Origin of the sequence: Streptomyces sp. NPDC018964, assembly GCF_044390325.1 — a bacterium.
Classification (GTDB): Bacteria; Actinomycetota; Actinomycetes; order Streptomycetales; family Streptomycetaceae; genus Streptomyces.
Map to the genome: position 1 here is coordinate 48,737 of NZ_JBIRYZ010000032.1, position 21,637 is coordinate 70,373.

Annotated in this window: 20 protein-coding genes and 1 pseudogene; 7 read left to right on the forward strand and 14 right to left on the reverse strand. The window is 74.0% G+C overall.

What is annotated here, in order from left to right; genetic code table 11:
- Positions 1–12: 12 nt before the first annotated feature.
- The 8 genes from ACH5AO_RS33975 to ACH5AO_RS34010 all read right to left on the reverse strand — a co-directional run bounded on the left by ACH5AO_RS33975 (position 13) and on the right by ACH5AO_RS34010 (position 8,381).
- Positions 13–723 carry a phosphoadenylyl-sulfate reductase gene (locus tag ACH5AO_RS33975; RefSeq protein ID WP_030861308.1) on the reverse strand — a complete coding sequence of 237 codons (711 nt, stop codon included), beginning with the start codon at positions 721–723 and terminating at the stop codon, positions 13–15.
- The gene (locus tag ACH5AO_RS33980; protein WP_398931498.1) at positions 720–899 is read right to left on the reverse strand and encodes a hypothetical protein; all 180 of its coding nucleotides are present in this window, start codon (positions 897–899) and stop codon (positions 720–722) included. The genes ACH5AO_RS33975 and ACH5AO_RS33980 overlap by 4 nt, the downstream gene beginning before the upstream one ends.
- Entirely contained in the window at positions 896–2,611 is a 1,716-nt protein-coding gene (locus ACH5AO_RS33985) for a nitrite/sulfite reductase (protein WP_398931500.1), read from the reverse strand. Before ACH5AO_RS33985 ends, ACH5AO_RS33980 begins: the two co-directional genes overlap by 4 nt.
- Before the next feature lie 128 nt (positions 2,612–2,739).
- Complete coding sequence (locus ACH5AO_RS33990; protein ID WP_398931502.1) at positions 2,740–2,895, reverse strand: putative leader peptide; 156 nt, start codon at positions 2,893–2,895, stop codon at positions 2,740–2,742.
- A 55-nt stretch (positions 2,896–2,950) separates the two neighbouring features.
- Positions 2,951–3,523 (reverse strand): GNAT family N-acetyltransferase, encoded by a 573-nt coding sequence (locus ACH5AO_RS33995; RefSeq protein ID WP_398931504.1) that lies wholly within the window; start codon positions 3,521–3,523, stop codon positions 2,951–2,953.
- A gap of 63 nt (positions 3,524–3,586) precedes the next feature.
- Positions 3,587–4,858: a hypothetical protein gene (locus tag ACH5AO_RS34000; protein ID WP_398931507.1), complete on the reverse strand. Its 1,272-nt coding sequence runs from the start codon at positions 4,856–4,858 to the stop codon at positions 3,587–3,589.
- A gap of 199 nt (positions 4,859–5,057) precedes the next feature.
- Positions 5,058–6,347: a GAF domain-containing protein gene (locus ACH5AO_RS34005; protein WP_398931509.1), complete on the reverse strand. Its 1,290-nt coding sequence runs from the start codon at positions 6,345–6,347 to the stop codon at positions 5,058–5,060.
- A 399-nt stretch (positions 6,348–6,746) separates the two neighbouring features.
- Entirely contained in the window at positions 6,747–8,381 is a 1,635-nt protein-coding gene (locus ACH5AO_RS34010) for an acyl-CoA dehydrogenase family protein (protein WP_398931511.1), read from the reverse strand.
- Between the two features lie 90 nt (positions 8,382–8,471).
- Between ACH5AO_RS34010 and ACH5AO_RS34015 the strand changes: the two genes are divergently transcribed.
- Positions 8,472–9,611 (forward strand): YihY/virulence factor BrkB family protein, encoded by a 1,140-nt coding sequence (locus tag ACH5AO_RS34015; protein WP_398931513.1) that lies wholly within the window; start codon positions 8,472–8,474, stop codon positions 9,609–9,611.
- 128 nt (positions 9,612–9,739) lie between these two features.
- On the opposite strand, the gene ACH5AO_RS34020 is transcribed toward ACH5AO_RS34015, so the two are convergent.
- Complete coding sequence (locus tag ACH5AO_RS34020) at positions 9,740–10,573, reverse strand: NmrA family NAD(P)-binding protein (RefSeq protein WP_398931515.1); 834 nt, start codon at positions 10,571–10,573, stop codon at positions 9,740–9,742.
- An 81-nt stretch (positions 10,574–10,654) separates the two neighbouring features.
- Here ACH5AO_RS34020 and ACH5AO_RS34025 point away from each other — a divergent pair, with 81 nt between their 5' ends.
- Together ACH5AO_RS34025 and ACH5AO_RS34030 are read left to right on the forward strand one after the other, a co-directional pair.
- Positions 10,655–11,590, forward strand: coding sequence for an AraC family transcriptional regulator (locus tag ACH5AO_RS34025; protein WP_398931517.1), 936 nt, complete (start codon positions 10,655–10,657; stop codon positions 11,588–11,590).
- 9 nt (positions 11,591–11,599) lie between these two features.
- A pseudogene (locus tag ACH5AO_RS34030) lies at positions 11,600–12,286 on the forward strand (helix-turn-helix domain-containing protein); the annotation flags it as partial.
- Here ACH5AO_RS34030 and ACH5AO_RS34035 read toward each other — a convergent pair.
- The gene (locus ACH5AO_RS34035; RefSeq protein WP_398931518.1) at positions 12,269–12,673 is read right to left on the reverse strand and encodes a VOC family protein; all 405 of its coding nucleotides are present in this window, start codon (positions 12,671–12,673) and stop codon (positions 12,269–12,271) included. The pseudogene ACH5AO_RS34030 and the gene ACH5AO_RS34035 sit on opposite strands and share 18 nt — an antisense overlap.
- Positions 12,674–12,739: 66 nt before the next feature.
- Positions 12,740–13,861: an NADAR family protein gene (locus tag ACH5AO_RS34040; protein ID WP_398931520.1), complete on the reverse strand. Its 1,122-nt coding sequence runs from the start codon at positions 13,859–13,861 to the stop codon at positions 12,740–12,742.
- Between the two features lie 72 nt (positions 13,862–13,933).
- Between ACH5AO_RS34040 and ACH5AO_RS34045 the strand changes: the two genes are divergently transcribed.
- Complete coding sequence (locus ACH5AO_RS34045; RefSeq protein WP_398931522.1) at positions 13,934–14,596, forward strand: ThuA domain-containing protein; 663 nt, start codon at positions 13,934–13,936, stop codon at positions 14,594–14,596.
- A 1-nt stretch (position 14,597) separates the two neighbouring features.
- Here ACH5AO_RS34045 and ACH5AO_RS34050 read toward each other — a convergent pair whose 3' ends face one another.
- Both ACH5AO_RS34050 and ACH5AO_RS34055 read right to left on the reverse strand, forming a co-directional pair.
- Positions 14,598–15,824, reverse strand: a complete 1,227-nt coding sequence (locus ACH5AO_RS34050) for an MFS transporter (protein WP_398931524.1) — start codon at positions 15,822–15,824, stop codon at positions 14,598–14,600.
- Positions 15,825–16,139: 315 nt separating this feature from the next.
- Positions 16,140–17,219 carry a LacI family DNA-binding transcriptional regulator gene (locus ACH5AO_RS34055; protein ID WP_398931526.1) on the reverse strand — a complete coding sequence of 360 codons (1,080 nt, stop codon included), beginning with the start codon at positions 17,217–17,219 and terminating at the stop codon, positions 16,140–16,142.
- A gap of 188 nt (positions 17,220–17,407) precedes the next feature.
- Between ACH5AO_RS34055 and ACH5AO_RS34060 the strand changes: the two genes are divergently transcribed.
- The 3 genes from ACH5AO_RS34060 (at position 17,408) to ACH5AO_RS34070 (ending at position 20,339) form a co-directional block, all read left to right on the forward strand.
- Entirely contained in the window at positions 17,408–18,958 is a 1,551-nt protein-coding gene (locus ACH5AO_RS34060) for a carboxylesterase/lipase family protein (protein ID WP_398931528.1), read from the forward strand.
- A 153-nt stretch (positions 18,959–19,111) separates the two neighbouring features.
- The gene (locus ACH5AO_RS34065) at positions 19,112–19,879 is read left to right on the forward strand and encodes an SDR family NAD(P)-dependent oxidoreductase (protein WP_398931530.1); all 768 of its coding nucleotides are present in this window, start codon (positions 19,112–19,114) and stop codon (positions 19,877–19,879) included.
- 28 nt (positions 19,880–19,907) lie between these two features.
- Positions 19,908–20,339 (forward strand): MerR family transcriptional regulator, encoded by a 432-nt coding sequence (locus tag ACH5AO_RS34070; protein WP_398931532.1) that lies wholly within the window; start codon positions 19,908–19,910, stop codon positions 20,337–20,339.
- Here ACH5AO_RS34070 and ACH5AO_RS34075 read toward each other — a convergent pair.
- Positions 20,311–21,138: an MOSC domain-containing protein gene (locus ACH5AO_RS34075; RefSeq protein ID WP_398931534.1), complete on the reverse strand. Its 828-nt coding sequence runs from the start codon at positions 21,136–21,138 to the stop codon at positions 20,311–20,313. The two genes, ACH5AO_RS34070 and ACH5AO_RS34075, sit on opposite strands and share 29 nt — an antisense overlap.
- Between the last annotated feature and the right edge of the window lie 499 nt (positions 21,139–21,637).

A 21,637-nucleotide genomic window follows, 5' to 3' on the forward strand; every position in this document is an offset into this window, starting at 1 on the left:
GTCGTCGTCATGTCAGCCGTGCAGCCCGCACTCGGTCTTGGCGCGGCCCGCCCAGCGGCCGGCGCGGGCGTCCTCACCCTCCAGCACCCGGCGGGTGCAGGGCGCGCAGCCCACGGAGGCGTAGCCGTCCATCAGCAGCGGATTCGTGAGGACGCCGTGCTCGTCGACGTACGCTTGCACATCTTCCTGTGACCACTTCGCGATGGGGGAGATCTTCACCTTCCGCCGCTTCTCGTCCCAGCCGACGACCGGGGTGTTCGCCCGGGTCGGGGACTCGTCGCGGCGCAGGCCGGTCGCCCAGGCCACGTAATCCTTCAGGCCCTCCTCCAGCGGCCGGACCTTGCGGAGCTTGCAGCACAGGTCGGGGTCGCGGTCGTGCAGCCTCGGGCCGTACTCCGCGTCCTGCTCGGCGACCGTCTGCCGCGGGGTCAGCGTGATGACGTTCACGTCCATCACGGCCTCCACCGCGTCGCGGGTGCCGATGGTCTCCGGGAAGTGGTAGCCGGTGTCGAGGAACACCACGTCCACGCCGGGCATCGCGCGGGAGGCGAGGTGGGCGACGACCGCGTCCTCCATCGAGGAGGTCACGCAGAACCCCTTGCCGAAGGTCTCGGCGGCCCACCGGAGGATCTCCAGCGCGGAGGCGTCCTCCAGCTCCCGGCCCGCCCGCTCGGCCAGTGCCTTCAGCTCCTCGGTGGTGCGCTCTTCCTGAACAGCCGTCATGTCCGGTCCCCTCCCGTGTCGGATCGCCGGGGTCCCCGGGCCAGCAGCCCGAGGAACTTCAGCTGAAAGGCTCGGTTGCACGCGCCGCATTCCCACGCCCCGTGGCCTTGTTCGGCCGGGCGCAGGTCCTCGTCTCCGCAGTAGGGGCAGTAGAACGGCGCGGCACGCTCGCTCACGACAGGGCCTCCTCCGACGCGCGGCCGACCCAGGTCGCGAACCGCTCGCCGTCCTCGCGCTCCTCCTGGAAGCGCTTGAGGACCCGCTCGATGTAGTCGGGCAGCTCGTCCGCGGTCACCTTCAGGCCGCGCACCTTGCGGCCGAAGCCGGCCTCCAGGCCGAGGGCTCCGCCGAGGTGCACCTGGTAGCCCTCGACCTGCCGTCCCTGCTCGTCGAGCATCAGCTGGCCCTTGAGACCGATGTCCGCGACCTGGATACGGGCGCAGGCGTTCGGGCAGCCGTTGAGGTTGATGGTGATCGGCTCGTCGAACTCCGGGATGCGGCGCTCGAGTTCGTCGATCAGCGAGGCGCCGCGCGCCTTGGTCTCGACGATGGCGATCTTGCAGAACTCGATGCCGGTGCAGGCCATCGTGCCGCGCCGGAACGGGGAGGGCCTGGCGCTGAGGTCCAGTGCCTCCAGGGACTCGACGAGGGAGTCGACCCGGTCCTCCGCGACATCGAGGATGATCATCTTCTGTTCGACGGTGGTACGGACCCGGCCGGAGCCGTGCGCCTCCGCGAGGTCGGCGATCTTCGTGAGGGTGGTGCCGTCGACGCGGCCGACGCGCGGGGCGAAACCGACGTAGAAGCGGCCGTCCTTCTGGCGGTGCACGCCGATGTGGTCACGCCACTGCCGCACCGGCTGATCGGGCGCGGGCCCGTCGGTCAGCTTGCGCTTCAGGTACTCGTCCTCCAGCACCTGGCGGAACTTCTCCGGGCCCCAGTCGGCGACCAGGAACTTCAGGCGGGCCCGGTTGCGCAGCCGGCGGTAGCCGTAGTCACGGAAGATCGACAGGACGCCCTCATAGACGTCGGGGACGTCCTCCAGCGGCACCCAGGTGCCCAGCCGCACACCCAGCTTGGGGTTGGTGGACAGTCCGCCGCCGACCCACAGGTCGAAGCCCGGACCGTGCTCGGGGTGGCGGACGCCGACGAACGCGACGTCGTTGATCTCGTGCACCACGTCGAGGACGGGCGAGCCGGAGATGGCCGTCTTGAACTTCCGGGGCAGGTTCGAATACGCCTTGTTGCCCAGGACGCGGCGCTTCATCTCCTCCAGCGCCGGGGTGCCGTCGATGATCTCGTCCTCGGCGATGCCGGCGACGGGAGAGGCGATCATCACGCGGGGGGTGTCGCCGCAGGCGGTGACCGTGGACAGGCCGACGGCCTCCAGCCGGTCCCAGATCTCGGGGACGTCCTCGACCCGGATCCAGTGGTACTGGATGTTCTGCCGGTCGGTGATGTCGGCGGTGCCGCGCGCGAACTCCTGCGAGATCTCGCCGATGACCCGCAGCTGCCGGGTCGTCAGCGCCCCGCCGTCGATGCGCACCCGCATCATGAAGTACTCGTCGTCCAGCTCCTCCGGCTCCAGGATCGCGGTCTTGCCGCCGTCGATCCCGGGCTTGCGCTGGGTGTACAGACCCCACCAGCGCATCCGGCCGCGCAGGTCGCTGGGGTCGATCGAGTCGAAACCGCGCTTGGAGTAGATCGTCTCAATGCGTGTCCGCACATTGAGACCGTCGTCGTCCTTCTTCACCTGCTCGTTGCTGTTGAGCGGGGTGAAGTGACCCGCGGCCCACTGTCCCTCTCCGCGGTGACGGCTCACCTTGCGGCGGGGAGTCGCGGCGGCAGGCTTCTGCGCGGGGGCAGGCTTCTGCGGGGTGGCGGCCATGGTTGATACGTCCTTCGGGACAGGCGGGAATGCGGCTCTGACCTGCGCTTACATGCGCACGGGTACGAGTGCGCGTCATTGCGCGGGGAGTGAGGCGAAGAAGAGATGTCGGGCGGTGCTGGGTGCTCTCAGCGCGCCGGACAGATGGCGCTGGACATGCGGCCGAGGTCGACGTGCCGCCGACTCACCAAGGCGGTTCCAGTTCCAGGCATGACGGAAGCGTGGCACGGCGATCTGGACACAGTCCAGCTTCGTCCGGGATGCGGACATCCTTGTCTCGGCATGAGAGACAAGGGTGTCTTTGGTCACAAGCTCCGCAGGTGGTCTTGTCCGTGCTGGTCAGGCGGGGTATGCCCCGGCCCACGGACCCGGCGTCGGCGCCTCCGGCTCCTCCTCGACCTTGGTGTCGAACAGGGTGAAGCCGCGGCGCAGGTAGTTGTCCAGGGCGTGCTCGCCGTCCTTGCTGCAGGTGTGCAGCCACACCCGCGTGGTCGGCTTCAGCCCCGGCCGGCGGTCCGCCAGGTCCCAGGCGCGGGCCGTGCCGTACGACAGCAGGTGCCCGCCGATGCGCCGCCCCCGGAAGGCGGGCAGCAGCCCGAAGTAGACGATCTCGACCACCCCGCCCTCCTGGGCCTCCAGCTCCACGTACCCGGCCGGCGTCCCCCGGTCGTAGGCGACCCACGTCTCCACCTCGGGCCGGTCCAGGTGCTCCAGCCACCGCGCGTACGTCCAGCCCAGCCGGTCGGTCCAGCGGATGTCCCCGCCGACCGAGGCGTACAGGAAACGGCTGAACTCGGGGGAGGGCACCTCGGAGCGGACGACCCGCACGTCCCCCTCGGGCACGGCGGCCGGAAGGAGGTCGGTGGGCGCGGTCTGCTCCAGGGACCAGGTGGTCACGGAGATGGTCGTCATGCCCGAAAGGGAACCACCCGGCACGCGCCCCTGTCGAACGCCTGATCAGGGTGCGGACAGGTCCTAGTCCAGGGACCGGTCCACGGACGCCAGCGGCAGGGCGAACAGCATCCGGCCGGACTGGGACCACACGTCGCCGCTCTCCTCCCAGTAGGACAGGGACGCCGCCCGACCGCTCCAGCAGCGGTGCGTCTCGTCCGCGCCGCAGCGGGTGGGGCGCGCCCCGTCCGTGTCCTGCCGCCACAGCGTGCCGCGCTCCTCCGGCGTCCCGGTCGTCCGGCCCAGGTACCAGCCCGACCGGTACGACAGCACGCCGCGCACACCGGTCAGCTCCGTCTCGTACACCCCGACCGGGTCCGTGTCGAGCAGTCCCGCACGCTCCGGCCCGGTGCTGAACGCGTACCGCCACAGCCGGGTCGGCCCGTCCTCGTCCGCGGGCACCGCCTCGTACGCGACCAGGCTGTCGGGCGCGGTGCTGCGGTCCAGGGAGAGGCCGCCCGGCCGGGGCGCGCCGGCCCCGCCGGTCCGGTAGGAGGCGACGGCCGGCAGCACGTACCGCGCTCCCGCCGCCGACCAGCCGCCGGGCACCCGTCCCACCGACGTGCCGTCCACGGTGGCCCGCTGGACCCGTGCCAGGTCGTACACGTACAGCGCGCTGTCGTCCGCCGGACCCGCGGTGACCAGCAGTTTGTCCTGGTACCAGACCATGCCGGACACGGCGGAGCCCAGCCCGCGGTAGTCACGGCCGCCGTCCACGGGGACGGTCAGCAGGGCCCAGGTGTAACGGAGGTCGTCGGGGTCGCCGGCGTCCACGAAGGCGACGCGGGCCAGACCGTCCTCGGACGGCGTGCCGGTGCTGCGGCTCCACCCCGAGAGGATCACCCGGTGCTCGCCCCAGCGGCCGTCGTCGTCCGCGTCCCCGGAGGTGGTGACCGCGCCGGACCGCCAGCCGTCGGTGTCGGCGCCCGGCCAGCAGTACGCGCGGGTCGCCGCGGGCTCGACCGGCAGGGCCCGCCGGTCGTCGTCCGTACAGTCCTCCGCTCCGCCCAGGGAGCCGTCGGGATCGGCGAGCACGGAACCGACACCGACCGGCCGGCCCATCCCGTCGGAGAGCCGGTCCAGCGCGTCGCGCGGCACGTGGTGCTCGGTCAGCCGCAGCGGCGCGGTCCCGGCGGGCGCGGTGAGCGGCTTCAGCGCTCCGGGGTCGTCGGCGTCGGTGGCCTGGGAGGCGCTGATCATGGTGGCGGCCGCGGTCAGCGCGAGGGCGGTCCCGGCCAGCACCGCCCGCAGCGCCCTGCCCTGCCTGCGTCGACGGTGTCTGCCGCGATGCTTCATGACGTCCTCCCGAGACGAGCCAACTGCGTCCGGTGTTCCGAGGGTTGACCGTGGAGCAGCTGGGGTGGCGCGTAGCGGGATGCTACGGCAGCCGGCCGGCCGGGGAGCGGAAGACCCTGCAAATATGCGAAACAGCGACCTTCCGAGGCACTCCGGAGTACGTCTGTACGGCCCCGCGCGGTCTTGACGGGCGGGGGAGTCAGTCCTCCCGCACCGGCCGCCGTCGACGGCCCGCGGCCGGGTCCGCCCGGTGGGGGAACGGACCGTGGGGGCCGTCCGGGAGCAGGAGCTCCACCTCAGTGGCCTCCGTGAAGCGGTAGGGGCGGTGGTCCAGCAGGGGGCCCAGGTAGCGGCGTACGCGGGACATCTCCGCGCGGACCGTCACCGTGCGGGCCGGGTCGCCGAAGACGTCCCGGGCGAGGTCCGCGGCACTGCGCCCCGAGCGGCGCACGGCCAGCAGGTACAGCAACTCGGCGTGCCGGGGGCTCAGTTCCCGGGTCCAGGAGCCCGCTTCGCCGGACACCTCCACCGACCGGCGGCGCGGCTCCCGCAGGTCCAGCACGATCCGGGTCGCGGCACGTGCCACCGGTTCGTCCGCCGCCCGCACCAGCCAGCCCCCGGCCAGCGGCTCCAGCGAGCAGCGGCCCAGCGCCGGCAGCCACCGCATGCCCGCCGACACCGACGCGGGCAGCGCCAGCCGCTCCGTGTACGGCATCCCCGTCACCGCCGCCGTCCACCCCTGCCGGTCCACGACCAGCGCCCGTCCGTCGATCCGGGCCAGCACCGGCGCCGCCACCGCCCGCAGCCGCTCCAGCGACCGCAGATGTGTCTCCCGCAGCCGCGCCTCGGCGAGCTTGGCCACCGAATCGACCCACGCCAGCGTGGCCGGGTGCACCGTCTCCAGCGGCCCGCTCACGTCCACCACGCCGATCAGCCGCCCGTCGCGGGGATCGGTGATCGGCGCCCCGGCACACGTCCAGGTGGCGTGCGACCGTACGAAGTGCTCGGCGGCGAACACCTGCACGGGGTGCCGCGTCACCGCCGGCGTCCCCACCCCGTTGGTGCCGACGACCTCCTCGCGCCAGTCCGCGCCGATCTCGAGGCCCAGCTCGTCGGCCTTGCGCAGCACCGGCGCGCTGCCCTCCCGCCACAGCACCCGGCCCTCTCCGTCGGCCACCACCATGATCTGGTGGGCGACGTCCGCGACCGACAGCAGCCCCTCCCGCAGCACCGGCAGCACCTGCCGCAGCGGCGACGCCTCCCGCCGCCGCTGCACCTCCTCCGAGGACAGCAGACCGCTGCGGAAGCCGTGGTCCGGGTCCACACCGCTGCGCAGCATCCGCTCCCAGGACTGCCCGATCACCGGGCGGGGAGCCACGGGCGTGCGCTGCCCGGAGAGCGCGGCGGAGCGGACCTCGTCGAGCACCCGCGCCGCACGCGCCGTGTCGACGGCGGCCAGCTGCGTCACGTCCATCGGTGAGAGCGCCACCGGTCGGTCCTCCAGGAAGAGAGCTGTCGGGACTCATACTGCCGTCCGCCCCGGGGACGAATGCCCGGTACGGCCACGGAGGCGGCACGTTGCAACCCCTTGCAACCCTGGTGGAGGGCCCTCGGCTGTCCGAGACTTGAGCGACGCCGTCCCGAGCGGCGTCCACGGCTCGTAAGGGGCCCGTGCGGCGGGGGTGGTGCCGTGTCGGCGCAGCACCACCCCCGCGTCGTGCCCGCGGCAGCTCGACGGTGTGCGCGGCACGGGGTGCGGCTTGATGTGCGTCGGCGGCTGTCGGGCCGTGGGGGGCTGATCGCGCGGTTCCCCGCGCCCCTTGGGGCGGCGGCTGTCGGGTCGTGGGTGGCTGGTCGCGCGGTTCCCCGCGCCCCTTGGGCGGGCCCCTCAGGACACCGGCCGGGCCCGCTCCACCACCGACGCCAGGTCCAGCGTGTGCGGCAGCGTCCCGAACGCCGCGCCCCCGTCCCCGCCCAGCCGCGCCGCGCAGAACGCGTCCGCCACCTCCGGCGGCGCGTACCGCACCAGCAGCGACCCCTGGAGCACCAGCGCGAGGCGCTCCGTCAGCCGCCGCGCCCGCGCCTCGACGCCCTCCAGGTCCGCCAGTTCGGTCAGCAGGTCCTTGATCGCGGCGTCCAGCCGGTGATCCGCCCCGCGTGCCCGCCCGACCTCCCGCAGATACGCGTCCAGCGCCGTCGGCTCCCGGCGCAGCACCCGCAGCACGTCCAGCGCCTGGACGTTGCCCGCGCCCTCCCAGACGGAGTTCAGCGGCGACTCCCGCACCAGCCGGGGCATCCCCGACTCCTCGACGTACCCGTTGCCGCCCAGGCACTCCGCCGCCTCCACCGCGAGCGGCGCGCACCGCTTGGTCACCCAGTACTTCGCCGCCGGCACCGCGATCCGCAGCAGCGCCCGCTCCTGCTCGCCCCCGTCGTCGTACGCCGCCGCGAGACGCAGCGCCAGCGTGGTGGCCGCCTCCGACTCCAGCGCCAGATCGGCCAGTACGTTGCGCATCAGCGGCTTGTCGACGAGCTTCCCGCCGAACGCCTCCCGGTACGCGCAGTGGTGCACCGCCTGCGCCACGGCCTGCCGCATCAGCCCCGCCGAACCCAGCACGCAGTCCAGCCGGGTCGCCGCCACCATCCCGATGATGGTGCGCACCCCGAGCCCCTCCTCGCCGACCCGGCGCGCCCACGTCCCGGCGAACTCGACCTCGGCCGACGCGTTGGACCGGTTGCCCAGCTTGTCCTTCAGCCGCTGGATCAGGAACACGTTGCGCGTGCCGTCCTCCAGCACCCGCGGCACCAGGAAGCACGTCAGCCCGCCGGGCGCCTGCGCCAGCACCAGGAAGGCGTCCGACATCGGCGCCGAGCAGAACCACTTGTGCCCGGTCAGCTCGTACGCGCCGTCCTCGGCCAGCGGGCGCGCCGCCGTCGTGTTCGCCCGTACGTCGCTGCCGCCCTGCTTCTCCGTCATGCCCATCCCGAACAGGGCACCGGGCTTCTGCCCCGGCGGCCGCAGGGCACGGTCGTAGACCGTCGACGTCAGCCGGGGCTCCCACTCCGCCGCCAGCGCCGGATCGGCGCGCAGCGCGGGGACCGCCGCGTGGGTCATCGACAGCGGGCAGCCGTTGCCTGCCTCGACCTGCGTCCACACCACGAACGCCGCCGCCCGCCGCACGTGCCCGCCCGGCCGCCCCCAGGCCGCCGTCAGCCCCGCCGAGACGCCCTTGCCGAGCAGCCGGTGCCAGGACGGATGGAAGTCGACCTCGTCGATCCGGTGACCGTAGCGGTCGTGGGTGCGCAGCCGCGGCGGGTTCTCGTTCGCCAGCACCCCCCACTCCTGCACCTGCGCGGACCCGGCGGTCCGCCCCAGCCCCGACAGCTCGGAGAGGCCCTCGTCCCGTACGTCCGGCGCCAGATGCCGCTCGACCGCCTCCACCAGTGCCCGGTCGGCGCCGAACACGTCGTACTGGACCAGCGGGGGAGCCTGATTGGTCACGCTGTGCGTGGTGCCTGCCATGTCCACGAACCTACCCCGCGGTACGCCGGCCTCACCCACCGATCCGGCCTGAGGGTGAGTGCCACCTGGTACGACGGATACCTTTAGGTCGTGCAGCCAGCAAGTGAATCCCCCGACGCGCCCTCCGGCCGCCTCCACCGGGCCCGGGCCCTCTACCGGAACGTCTCCAAACGCAGGACCGCCTGGCTGCTGCTGAAGGACACCGTCAACTCGTGCATGGAGTACCGCATCCTGGGCCTGGCGGCCGAGGCGGCGTTCTTCACGCTGCTGTCGGTGCCCCCGCTGCTGCTCAGCCTGATCGGCCTGCTCGGCTACGTCGATGCCTGGACCGGCGCCGACACCATCCAGAGCGTGCAGCGCAACCTCCTGGACGCCTCCCGGACGGTGCTGTCCGACCGGGGCGTGACGGAGGTCGCCGAGCCGATCCTGAGGGACGTCACCAAGGGCGGTCGGCCCGACGTGATCTCCCTCGGTTTCCTGATCGCCGTGTGGTCGGGTTCCCGCGCGGTGAACGTCTTCATCGAGACCATCACCGTCATGTACGGCCTCGACGGCGTGCGGGGCATCGTCAAGACCCGGCTGCTGGCCTTCCTGCTGTTCATCGTGGCCCTGCTGATCGGCTCGATCGCGCTGCCGCTGATGGTGGCGGGACCGGACGCGGTCGTCCGGGTGGTGCCCTGGTCGACGACGCTCGTCCAGATCCTCTACTGGCCGGTCGTCATCCTGCTCTCCGTCGCCTTCCTGACCACGCTGTACCACGTCTCCGTGCCCGTGCGCTCCCCGTGGATCGAGGACGTGCCCGGCGCGCTGGTCGCCCTCGCGATGTGGGTGCTCGGCAGCTTCCTGCTGCGGCTCTACCTGACCAACACCGTCGAGGGCCCCACCATCTACGGCTCCCTCGCCGCCCCCGTCGCCGTCCTGCTGTGGATCGGTGTCTCCGCGTTCGCCGTGCTCGTCGGCGCCGCGGTCAACGCGGCCATCGACCGCGTCTGGCCGGCCGCCGCGACGGCCGCGGCCCGCGAGGCCAACGAGCGGCTGCGGCAGGCGCAGGTCGCCGAGTACGTCGCCCGCACCGCCGCGGCCGGCGCGGCCGACCCCGACATGCCCTCCGAGTTCCCCGAACGCTGGTCCCGCTTCCTGCCCCCGGAGGACGTCACCTCACGACTGCGCACGCACGTGAAGTCCGCCCACCCGAGGAACGGGGAGGGGCCGGGGCACGAGGAGAAGTGAGCAGTTTCCCGACCCCGCTCCTCGAACGCCGGCATCCCAGCCCCCCCCCGGCGTTCGAGGAGCGGGGGTCCGGGGGCAGCGCCCCGGGACGGGACGGGTAAGGGCGGCGGGGGCGAAAACCCCTCGGCTCACGCCTTCCAGACGCCGGCCGCCGCCTCCTCCGCCACGAAGCCGGCGAAGTCCCGCGGCTCCCGCCCCAGCACCCGCCGCACCCCGTCCTCCACCCGCGCGTTCCGGCCGTCCAGCAGCGTCCCGAACAGCTCGGTGAGGAACGCGGCCTCCTCCCGCGGCACCCCGAAACCGACCAGCGCCTCACCGTAGTCCCGTGCCGGCACCGCCCGGTACGTCAGCGGCCGGCCCGTCGCCGCCGCGATCTCCGCGACCGCCTCGCCCCAGGTCAGCAGCCGGGGCCCGGTGAGGGACAGCGTCCGCCCCGCGTACCGCTCCCCATCCGTCACCGCGGCCACCACCACCTCCGCGACGTCCCGCACGTCCACGAACGGCTCCGCCACCCCACCCGCCGGGAACACCAGCTCCCCGCGCCGCACCTCCGCCGCCAGCGGCCCCTCGCTGAAGTTCTGCGCGAACCACGCGGCCCGTACGACCGTCCAGTCCGCGCCCGACGCCCGCAGCGCCTCCTCGGTGGGCAGGGCCTGGTCCTCGCCCCGCGCGGACAGCAGCACCAGCCGCCGCACCCCCAGCCCGACCGCCGTGCCGGCCAGCTCGCCGACCGCCTCGGCGGTACCGGGCGCGCCGACGTCGGCGGGGTGGACGAGATAGGCCGCGTCCGCACCCCGCAGGGCGTCCGCCCACGTCGACCGGTCCGCCCAGTCGAACCCGGTCGCCCGTGACGCCGCCCGCACCGTCAGCCCCGCCGCCCCGGCGGCCCGCGCCACCCGGCTCCCCGTACGCCCCGTCGCGCCCGTCACCACGATCGTCGTGTTCCCGATGTCCTGTGTCATGCCGACGAGTCAACTCCCGCACACCGCACGGAACCATCGCCGAACGGCTCGTTCCCATGAGCCCGCGTCTACGCTGACCCCATGGACGCTCTCACCGGCCTGCTCGAGGGTCCGCGCGCCCGGGGCGCGTTCATGATCCGGGCGTGTTTCGACCCGCCGTGGGCGATCCGCGTGGAGGACCGCGCCCCCCTGACGGTGATGCTGCTCGTCCGCGGCGAGGCGTGGATCGTGCCGGACGGGGGGGAGCGCATCCGGCTGCGCCCCGGCGACCTCGCCGTCGCACGCGGCCCCGACCCCTACACCTGCGCCGACGACCCGGCCACGCCCCCGCAGGCGCTGATCCTGCCCGGCGGCGAGTGCCACCACCCCGACGGACGACCCCTCAACGGCGTCATGGACCTCGGCGTCCGCACCTGGGGCGACCGGCCGGAGAGCGGGACGGTGATGCTGATCGGCACCTACCGGATGCGGGGCGAGATCGGCGGCCGGCTCCTCGACGCGCTGCCGCCGCTGCTCTCCCTCACCACCGACGTCTGGGACTGCCCGCTCACCCCCTTCCTCATGGACGAGGTCGTGCGCGACGCCCCCGGCCAGGAGGTTGTCCTGGACCGGCTGCTGGACCTGCTGGTCATCGCCGCCCTGCGGGCCTGGTTCGCCCGCCCGGAGGCGGAGCCGCCCGCCTGGTACCGGGCCAGGACCGACCCGGTCGTGGGCCCGGTCGTCCGCCTGCTCCAGGACGACCCCGCCCACCCGTGGACGGTCGCCTCACTCGCCGCGAAGGCCGGCGTCTCCCGCGCCGCGTTCGCCCGCCGCTTCACCGGACTCGTCGGCGAACCCCCGATGGCGTACCTCACCGGCTGGCGCCTCGCCCTCGCCGCGGACCGCCTCCGCGACACCGACGACACCCTCGGCGCGATCGCCCGCCAGGTCGGCTACGGCAGCGCCTTCGCCCTGTCCACGGCCTTCAAACGGGCCTACGGCGTCAGCCCGCAGGAGTGGCGGAACCGGGCGGCGTAGCCTGGGGCCGTGTACCGGGAGCGGGCGTCACGGATGACGGGCGCGGTCGTGTGGACCAACAGGCCGTCCACCGCCGGGGAGGGCCGGGTGCTCCCCGACGGCTGCATGGACCTGCTCTGGAACGAGGGCCGCCTGCTGGTCGCCGGCCCCGACACCCGCGCCCACCTCACCGAGGGCCGGCCGAGCGCCTGGGCGGGCGTCCGCTTCCCTCCCGGCACCGCGCCCGCGTTGCTGGGCGTGCCCGCCCACGAGCTGCGCGACCTCCGCGTCGCCCTGTCCGACCTGTGGCCGGCGGCCGACGTGCGCCGCATGACCGCCCGTGTGAACGCGGCGGACGATCCGGCGCACGCCCTGGAGGACCTGGCCCTGCGCCGGGCGGCGGAGACACCCCCGCCCGACCCCCTGCTCGGCCGCCTGGTCACCGCCCTCGACGCGGGCCGCACGGTCGCCGCCACCGCCGACGAACTGGGCGTGGGCGCCCGCCGGCTGCACCGCCGCTCGCTGGCCGCGTTCGGCTACGGTCCGAAGACCCTGGCCCGCATCCTCCGGATGCGCCGTGCCCTCGCCCTGGCCCGGACGGGCGTCCCCCTCGCGGAGACGGCCGCCCGGACCGGCTACGCCGACCAGGCCCACCTCTCCCGTGAGGTACGGGACCTGACGGGCCTGCCGCCGCGCGGGCTACTGACCGCTCGGGGCCAGCGGCGCGAACAGGTCCACCCCGTTCCCGTCCGGGTCGAGGAGGACGGCGTACCGCTGCCCCCACACGGCGTCCCACGGCTTGAGCTCGAAACCGCTCCCGGCGTCGACCATCTCCGCGAAAACCGTGTCGACCTCCGCGGGGCTGTCGCACCGCAGCGCCAGTGAGGTCCTGCCCCCGCCCGACGGCGCCTCCCATCCCGTGTGGAAGGACCGGACCACCTCCTCCGTGTCCAGCAGCAGCCGCAGCCCTCCCGGCAGCGCGGCCTCCACGTGTCCCTGCTCCTCGGCCCCCTCCGGGAAGGCGAACCCGAGCCGCCGGTAGAAGGCGACGGAGGCGGCCATGTCGGAGACGACCATCCCGATGGCATCGAATCGTGCACTCATGCGGCCCACCGTAGGGCCGCCCCGCCGGCCCGGTCTTGAAGGAAACGGACATCCGCCGGGCGACGCTCACGCCCCGGGCAGGCAGCCCGCCCGTCCGGCGTGCAGTTCGGAGCGGACCAGTTCCAGCAGGCGGCCCGTCCAGTTCCGGCCGCGCCCGCCGTTGTCGCCCCAGAAGCCCGACTCGACGTCGTCGTAGACGAGCGTGGCGTCGCCCGTGGACAGCAGGACGCGGGCCAGGTCCGGATGCTGGGCGTACTTGGCCCGCAGCAGGCGGGTCATCACGGCCGTGCGGGCCTGCTCCCACCCCTCGCGCGGGCCGGCGGCGGCCGCCAGACGGTGTGCGGCGAAGGCGTTCCCCGCCCCGGCGACCGCTTCCCGGACGGCGGGGTCGGCGGTGGACAGGGCCCAGTAGGCGTGGGCGACCGTGGGGAAGGTGGTCCCGTCGACGGTGACGGGGGCCGGGTAGTCGTTGCGCAGGGCCCTCGTGCCGGGGTCGTCCAGCGGCTCGGGTGTGTGGCTCTGGTGGAGGTGGACCGCGGGGGCGACGGCGCTCACCGGTCCGTCGGCCGGGACGGATGCGCGCCGTCCGGCCCTCTCCCGCGCCTCTTCCTCGAAGTAGGCGAGCGCCTCCTCGTACTCCTCCCGTGTGATCCCCTCGTCCGGCCGCCGGCCGCCGGACCCGTCGGGCCCGTGCACCAGGATCCACAACGGCCGGTCCTTCTCGTGCGGGTCGCCCAGCGCGTAGGGGCGCCGTGTCTCGGGAATCGCGAAGTAGGCGTCACGGGCGGCGGCCCGTTTCCCCTCGGTCCGGTCGGCCAGGAACGCGTCGACGGCGGCCAGGCAGCGGTCCGTGGAGTCCGGGCGCCCGTTGAGCCGGTCGACGGTGTCGCGTACCTCGCCCATCAGCGCTTCGGGGGTGAGCCACGTGCGCGGCTCGCCGAACTCCCACTCGGCCAGCTCGTGGGCGAACGCCCGGCCGCCCTCGGGCAGCGCGGTCGCCACCCGTCCGCCGCGCAGCTCCTCCTCGAACTCCTCCAGGGTGACCAGCCCCCAGCAGTCGACGAGCCCGTCCGCGTAGACGAACAGGTCGGTCAGGTGGTAGCCCCTGTTGCGGACGAAGACGTGCCGCCACGTCCCGGGGACGCGTACGCCGTCCGCCATGCGGTAGGTGACCCGGTTGTCGAACATCCGCACATTCTGGAGGACCGCGACGCCCGCCCGGTACCGAGGTGCCGGCACCCGCCGCATAGGCTCCCGCCCATGACCGCCCCCGCACGCCCCGCGCTCCTCGTGTACACCCGCACCACCGACTACCGGCACGACTCCATCCCCGCGGGCGTCGCCGCCCTGCGCGCCCTCGGCGACTTCACCGTCGACGCCACCGAGGACCCGGCCGCCTTCGAGGAACCGCTCGACCGCTACGCCGTCGTCGTCTTCCTCTCCACCAGCGGCGAGGTGCTCACCCCGGCCGGGAGGCGGCGGCTCGCCGCGTACGTCGAGGCGGGCGGCGGGTTCGCCGGGGTGCACGCCGCCGCCTGCACGGAGTACGACTGGCCGTACTACGGCGAACTCCTCGGCGCCCGCTTCGACCGGCACCCCGCCTTCCAGCCGGGCCGCGCCCTGACCGAGGACCACGACCACCCGGCGACCCGGCACCTGCCCGCCGTCTGGGAGTTCACCGACGAGTGGTACGACTTCCGCACCAATCCCCGCGGATCGGTGCGGGTCCTGCTCCGCGCCGACGAGTCGTCGTACGACGGCGGCGGCATGGGCGAGGACCACCCGCTGGCCTGGTGCCGCGAGCAGGGCGCCGGCCGCGTCTTCTACACCGCCCTCGGCCACGCCGCCGAGGCCTACGACGACCCCGCCTTCCGCGCCCACCTGCGCGGCGGGATCACCTGGGCGGCCGGGGCGATCGGGTAGGTCAGTGCGGGCGGTGGGCCGCCGTGACCTGACCGGCCTCCGCCGGGGCACCGGCGCCGGACGAGGTGATCACCTCGGAGCGGCCGCCGTCCCGGTTCAGGAGGCCGCCCGTGAGGGCGAGGCCGAGACCGGCCACGGCGAGGACGGCGCCGACCAGGGCGGGGGAGGTCCAGCCCCAGCCCGCCGAGAGGGCCAGCCCGCCGAGCCAGGCGCCGCCCGCGTTGGCCAGGTTGAAGGCGGAGTGGTTGGAGGCCGCCGCCATCGTCGGGGCGTCCTTCGCCTTGGCCATGAGCAGCATCTGGACGGGCGTGGTGATGAGGGAGCCCAGCGCGCCGATGAAGGTGATCGTCACCAGGGCGGCCCAGGTGCTGTGGACGGTGAAGGAGAACGCCACCAGCGACGCGGCGAGCAGGGCGAGTCCCGCGTACAGCGTCGGGCGCAGGGCGCGGTCCGTGAGCGGGCCCGCGACCAGCGTGCCGAGCGTCATGCCGACGCCGTAGAGCGCGAGGACCAGGGTGGTCGAGGACTCGGAGATGCCCGTCACGTTCGTCAGGATGGGCACCAGGTAGCTGTAGACGGCGAAGAAGCCGCCGAATCCCACCACGGCGACGGCCAGGCCGATCGCGACCTGCCGGTTGCCCATCGCCCGCAGCTCGTGCCGGATGCCGGACTGACCGCCGCGGGGCTGGTGGGGGACGAAGAGGGCCAGCGCGGCGAGGGCGGCGAGACCGATGACGGCGATCGCGAGGAAGGCCGACCGCCAGCCCAGCTGCTGGCCCAGGGCCGTGCCGGCCGGGACGCCGACGATGTTCGCGACGGTGAGTCCGAGGAACATCTTCGAGACGGCGCGCGCGGCCCGCTCGGGGGCGACCAGCCGGGAGGCCACGACGGCGCCCACGCCGAACAGCGCCCCGTGCGGCAGCCCCGTCAGGAAGCGCGCGCCGAAGAGGAGGCCGTAGGTGGGGGCGAGCGCGGACGCGACGTTGCCGACCACGAACAGCCCGGACAGGAGCAGCAGCAGCCGCTTGTGGGGCACGCGCGCCCCGATGCCCGTCAGCACGGGGGCGCCGACGACGACGCCGAGCGCGTAGGCCGAGACGAGGTTGCCGGCGTCCGGCACGGAGACGCCGACCCCGTCGGCGATCTGGGGCAGCAGCCCCATGGTGGCGAACTCGGTCGTGCCGAGACCGAACGCGACGACGGCGAGGGCCAGCAGAGCCAGTGGCATGGTGCGGGGAAACCTTTCGAAGACAGCGGGCCGGATCGAGGGAGGGGAAGGACCGAGGTCGCCCCGGCTCTCGTGGCCGGTCGCGCTGAGCGCCATTGCCCCGCGCACCCCGGGACAGGGGAAGCCCATAAGGAGTGGAGCAAGAACGGCGAGCCGCGCATTCCAAGATCGGGCCGCATGCCGTCGTGAACTGCGTCACGCCGTACCGCGCGGGACGCCGCCCTCCGACCCCGCCCGGCCGCCTCCCGGGAGCCGGGCCCCCTGGAGGTGGCCGGACGTCGGGGTGTGTCCGTGCCGGAGGGTGGTGCCGTCCCGTCAGCCGTGACCGCCCGGACGGGGTCCGGGAGGCGCCGTGCTGGCGCGTTCCACCAGCCGGGTCGACAGTTCCGTACGGGTGCTCTCAGGGCGGTGGCCGTCCATCATGCGCAGCAGCAGCCGCAGGGCCGTCGCCGCCATCTCGGACAGGGGCTGGCGGACCGTCGTCAGGGCCGGGGTGAGCCAGCGGGCCTCGGGCAGGTCGTCGTAGCCGACCACGCTCATGTCGTCCGGCACGCGCAGCCCCCGCTCGGCCAGGGCCTCGTAGACGCCCAGCGCCATCCGGTCCGCGCAGACGAAGACGGCCGTGGGCGGCTCGGGCAGGTCGAGGAGTTCGCGCACCTGGCGGCTGGCCGCGTCCTCACCGGAGCCGGCGTGCCGGACGTACTCGGGGTGGTGCCGCACGCCCGCCGCCGCGAGGGCCGAGCGGTAGCCGGCGATCCGCGCGTCGGCGCACAGCGTGTGCCGGTGACCGGCGACGACCGCGATGCGCTCGTGCCCCAGGGCCAGCAGGTGCTCGGTCGCCGTCACCCCGCCCCGCCAGTCCGCCGCCCCGACCGAGACGGCGTCCGGCGGCGGTTCGAGCACCGGGTCGATCATCACGAACGGGATGCGGTGCTGCCTGAGCCACGCGTACTGCGGGTCGCTCAGCTCCGCCAGGTGGAACAGCACCCCCGACGATCCCCGCAGGACGAGTTTGTCCAGCCAGCCCCGCTCCGGCCGTTCCGGACGTTCCGGCCGCTCCGCGCGGCTCCGCGTCAGGGCCGCCGAGACGACGAGCTCGAGCCCCGCGTCGTCCGCCGCCTCCTCCGCGCCGTGCAGCACCGCGCCCGACCCGGAGGTCTCCAGCGAGTGGACCACGAGGTCCACCAGACGCGTCGCCCTCCCGCCGTCGAACCGGGGTCTCCTGATGTAACCGAGCCGGTCCAGTGCCTCGGTGACGCGGCGGCGGGTCTCGGGCGCCACGTCCTCGCGGCCGTTGACCACCTTGGACGCGGTCGGCACCGACACCCCCGCCTCACGGGCCACCACCGCCAGCGTCGGCCCGGCCGTCACGCCGGCACTCCCCGCACGGACCACGAGTACCCACCTCTCCGAATAGAAAGCGCTTCCTACTGTAGATCCGGCACACCGGAGCGGGAAGAACCCTCACGCGTACCGGGAATACCGAAGGACGTCGTGGCGCTCCCGTGTCACCGGCGGGTCCGTCCGGTGCGCGACGTGACACGGCACGACACGGCACGGCACGGTGAAGGGCTGGTGGGCGAATGACGGCAGTGGACCGGGGCGACCCCGTGACCAGAACCCCGTACGGAGCCGTGCGCGGCCGCTGGGAGCGGAACGTGGCCGTCTTCCGGGGCATCCCCTACGCGGCACCCCCCTTCGGCCCCCGCCGCTTCCGCCCGCCGGTCCCCCCGGACCGCTGGGACGGCGTACGGGAGGCCGCCGCCTTCGGACCGACGGCTCCCAAGCCCCCGTACTCGGAGGCCTTCGCCCAGTACCTCTCCGACCCGGACGTCCCCGGCGACGACTGCCTCAACCTCAACGTGTGGACCCCCGACCCCGCCCCCGGCGCCCGCCTCCCCGTCCTCATCTGGCTCCACGGCGGCGCCCTGACCAGGGGTTCCTCGGCCGTCCCCGTCTACGACGGCCACGCCTTCGCCCGCGACGGCGTGGTGTTCGTGTCGGTCAACTACCGCCTCGGCGTCGAGGGCTACGGCCTCTTCCCGGATGCCCCCGCCAACCCCGGCCTGCGCGACCAGCTCGCCGCGCTGCACTGGGTCCACGCGTCGATCGGGGCCTTCGGCGGCGACCCGGACCGCATCACCCTCGGCGGCCAGTCCGCCGGAGCGATCAGCACGGGCGCGCTCCTCGCCGCCCCGCAGGCCCAGGGGCTGGTCCGCCGGGCCGTCCTGCAGAGCGGCCCGCCGGAGACCACCGACCGCACCAAGGTGCGCCGCATGGTCCGCCGCATGGCGAACCGCCTGAAGATCCCCGCCACCGCCGAGGCCTTCGCCGCCGTCGACCGCGACCTGCTCCTCCGCGTCCAGGCCGACATCGGCCGCCTCAGCAGCCCGATACTCGGTGGCCCCGCCTTCGGCATCGTCACCGACGGCGACCTGGTCCCGCGCGACCCCCTGGAGGCGCTCACCGACGGCGCGGCCCCCGGCGTGGAGCTGCTGACCGGCTGGACCCGCGACGAGTACCGCCTCTGGCTCGTCCCCGGCGGCCTGGTCGAACGCGTCGACCGCCTCGGCGCGGTCGCCCTCGCCGGCGCGATGGCCCGCTGCCGCTGCGGCAGCGAGGTCCCGCGCGGCTACCGCGCCCTGCGCCCGGACGCCGGCACCGCGGAACTCGTCGGCCAGCTGGTCACCGACCACCTGCTCCGCATCCCCCTGCACCGCCTCGCCGACGGCCGCCGGGACCCTTCCTACGTCTACGAGTTCGCCTGGCCCTCCCGCCGCCCCGGCATGGGCGCCTGCCACGCCCTGGAACTCGGCTTCGTCTTCGACAGCGGCGACGAGCCCGCCGCCCGCAGACTCGCGGGCGAGGGCGCCCCGCAGGACCTGGCCGACGCGATGCACGGGGCGTGGGTGCGCTTCGTCACGGACGGCTCACCCGGCTGGGAGCGCTGGGACACCCACCACCCGGTGCAGGTGTACGGCGACGGCGACCCGCACGTCGAACACGGCCCCCGGGACCGCGAACTCGCCCTGTGGACCACGGACGCCCCCGCAGGCCCCGAACCCGCCACGCCCCCCGAACTCCGCTCGGTCATCCGCCGCCTGCGCCACAGCGGCGCACCGCGCCGCACCTGACCCGGGCGCGGGCCGAACGGGTCCGGCCCGCGGGGGCCCGGGACTCCGGGGCGCCGCCTGCCCGGGAGCGGGGGAAGCGAGGAACGGGCCGGCCCGTCCCGGCCCTCGTCCCCGGGGAAGCGTTGACCTTGACACTGGCGGCAGGGTCGCACGATGGCCGGCATGAACAGCACCGCAGCGCACAGCAGCAGGACCGTCGTCGTCACCGGAGCCGGCACCGGCATCGGCCGGGCCACCGCCCGTGCCTTCGCCGCCGAAGGGGCGCACGTGATCGCCGTCGGACGGCGAAGCGACCCCCTCACGCAGACCGCGGCCGGTCACGACCGGATCACGCCCCTGCCCGCCGACATCACCGCCGAGGGCGGGCCCGAACGGATCGTCCGGACCGTGGTGGAGACACACGGCCGACTGGACGTGCTGGTCAACAACGCCGGCATCGTGCGCGGCGGCGCCCTCGGCACGCTGACGCCGGAGACGATCACGGCTCAGCTCGACACCAACCTCGTCGCCCCCGTCCTGCTGGCCCAGGCCGCGCTGCCGCACCTGGAGGCGTCGGGCGGAGTGATCGTCAACGTCAGCACCTCGGTGGGCCAGCGGGCCTGGCCGGGCAACGCGGTCTACGCGGCGACCAAGACCGCCCTGGAACTGCTCACCCGCAGCTGGGCGGTCGAGCTGGCACCCCGCGGCGTCCGGGTCGTGGCGGTCGCCCCCGGAGCGATCGACACCCCCATCGGCGAGCACCAGGGCCTGACGCCGGAACGGAGGGCCGCGGTGCGGGAGTGGCAGCTGGCGCACACCCCGCTGGCCCGCGTCGGCCGCCCCGAGGAGGTGGCCTGGGCGATCACCCGACTCGCCGCACCGGCCGCCTCGTTCGTCACCGGAGTGGTGCTCCCGGTCGACGGCGGAGCGGTCGTGGCGTGATAGGAGTGACCCGGAGGGGGTGGGACGGGTGCGGATCGGTGAACTGGCCAAGGCGACCGGGGCGACCGCCCGTGCGCTGCGGCACTACGAGCAGGCCGGGCTGATCTCCTCCGAACGGGCCGCCAACGGCTACCGCCTCTACGAGGAGCGGGCCGTCGTACGGGTCCACAACATCCGGTACCTGCTGGCCGCCGGGCTCACCCTGGACGACGTACGCGTGTTCCTGCCCTGTCTGGACGGCGACGTGGCCGCCGCACCGCCCTCGGACAAGGGCCTGAAGGTCGCGCGGGAACGCCTGGCGGTCCTCGACGCACGCATCGCCGCCCAGACCGAGGCCCGCGACCGCCTGGAAGCCGCGCTCCGGGAGAGGACCGGCGACCCTCGTGTCCTCGGACCGGTGGTCGCCGAGGAGCCCGCTCACTCACCGTGCCTCAGAGCTCGGACGCACCCCACGAGGTGACGTCCACGGCGTCGCCGACGGACAGGGTGCCGGTGCGGACCACGGCGTACTTGGTCCCGTAGGCGACACCGCCCCCGGCGGCCCGCCGGTACCCGGCGAGGGTGCGCAGCGGCTCCGGGCCGGCCTTCGCCCCGGTCCCCTGATCGACCATGGTGACGGCACAGCGGATGGCGAGCTTGGCGTAGCCCAGCTCCGTGTCGCCGATGCGGAGGCGGTGGGCGCGGTCCTCGGTGTGCGGTTCGTCCCAGCCGTCGACCACGATGTTGGGCCGGAAACGGTTCATCGGCAGGGGCGGGACGCCGCGTTCGGCGAGCTTGCGGTCGAGCAGGCCGAGGGTGGCGCGGGAGACGACGTGCAGGGCGCAGCTGTCGGCGTAGGCGGAGGTGCCCGGGGTCCGGCCGTCGGTCACCCGGTCGTGTTCCGGCGGTACGCGCACGAGCCGGCTCGGCGCGCGGAGCACCTCCGTGAACCACTCGGCTGCCGCGTCACCCTGGTCGATGCCCTGGTGGAGCGTCCCGAGCAGGTCCACCTTCCGCCGGGCCCCGGCCGTGTCCACGCGGAGGTCCAGCGGTTCGACGCCCGGCGCGCGCAGCGTGAGCCGCTCGCCGCCGTCGCCGACCGTGGGCCGTACCAGGGCCAGCCGGGGATCCCGGCGCTGGGTCCGTCCCACTCCCTCCTCGCCGACGACCATGAACGTGCGGTCGTGCGCGAGCCCGGCGGGGGTGAGCGACGCCTCGCCCACCGACGTCCCGGCGCAGCCCTTGACGGGGTAGTACGTCAGCTCGACAACACTGGCCATGGTGGTGTTCCCCGTCATCCCTCGTGTCCCTGACCGGCTCGGATCGCCGCCCCGCTCAGAACGGTCCTCACTGCGAGCACCGGGTTGAGAGGCTCCACGAGTTCCGGGTGCGCACGGATTCCCCGAACCGCCGTCACGCATGAAGCATCCCGTACGAAGTCCTCCGCCGACCAGCGAATTCGCACAGCCCGGAGCTATGTACGGGGGACCTGACGGGCTTTCTCACCCAGGAGGGGCCGCCGTCCGGAAAGGGACGGTGTTCACACCGCGGTGCTCGGCCGCGCGACCTCCCCCTCGCGGAGCTACTCCCGGTCGGTACGGGACCGGAGGGGCCGGAGGAAGGGGTTCCCACCTCTCCCGGTTTTTCTTTTCTCCGCCCGTGCGGCGATCCGTACGGCACTTGACGGCGCGGGAGCTCGGGGCGCCTGCGGCGGCGGGTTTGCACGTGTCGTAACGGCATGTGGTCCAGTAGGCGGTGAGCACGACGTCGAGAGGTTCC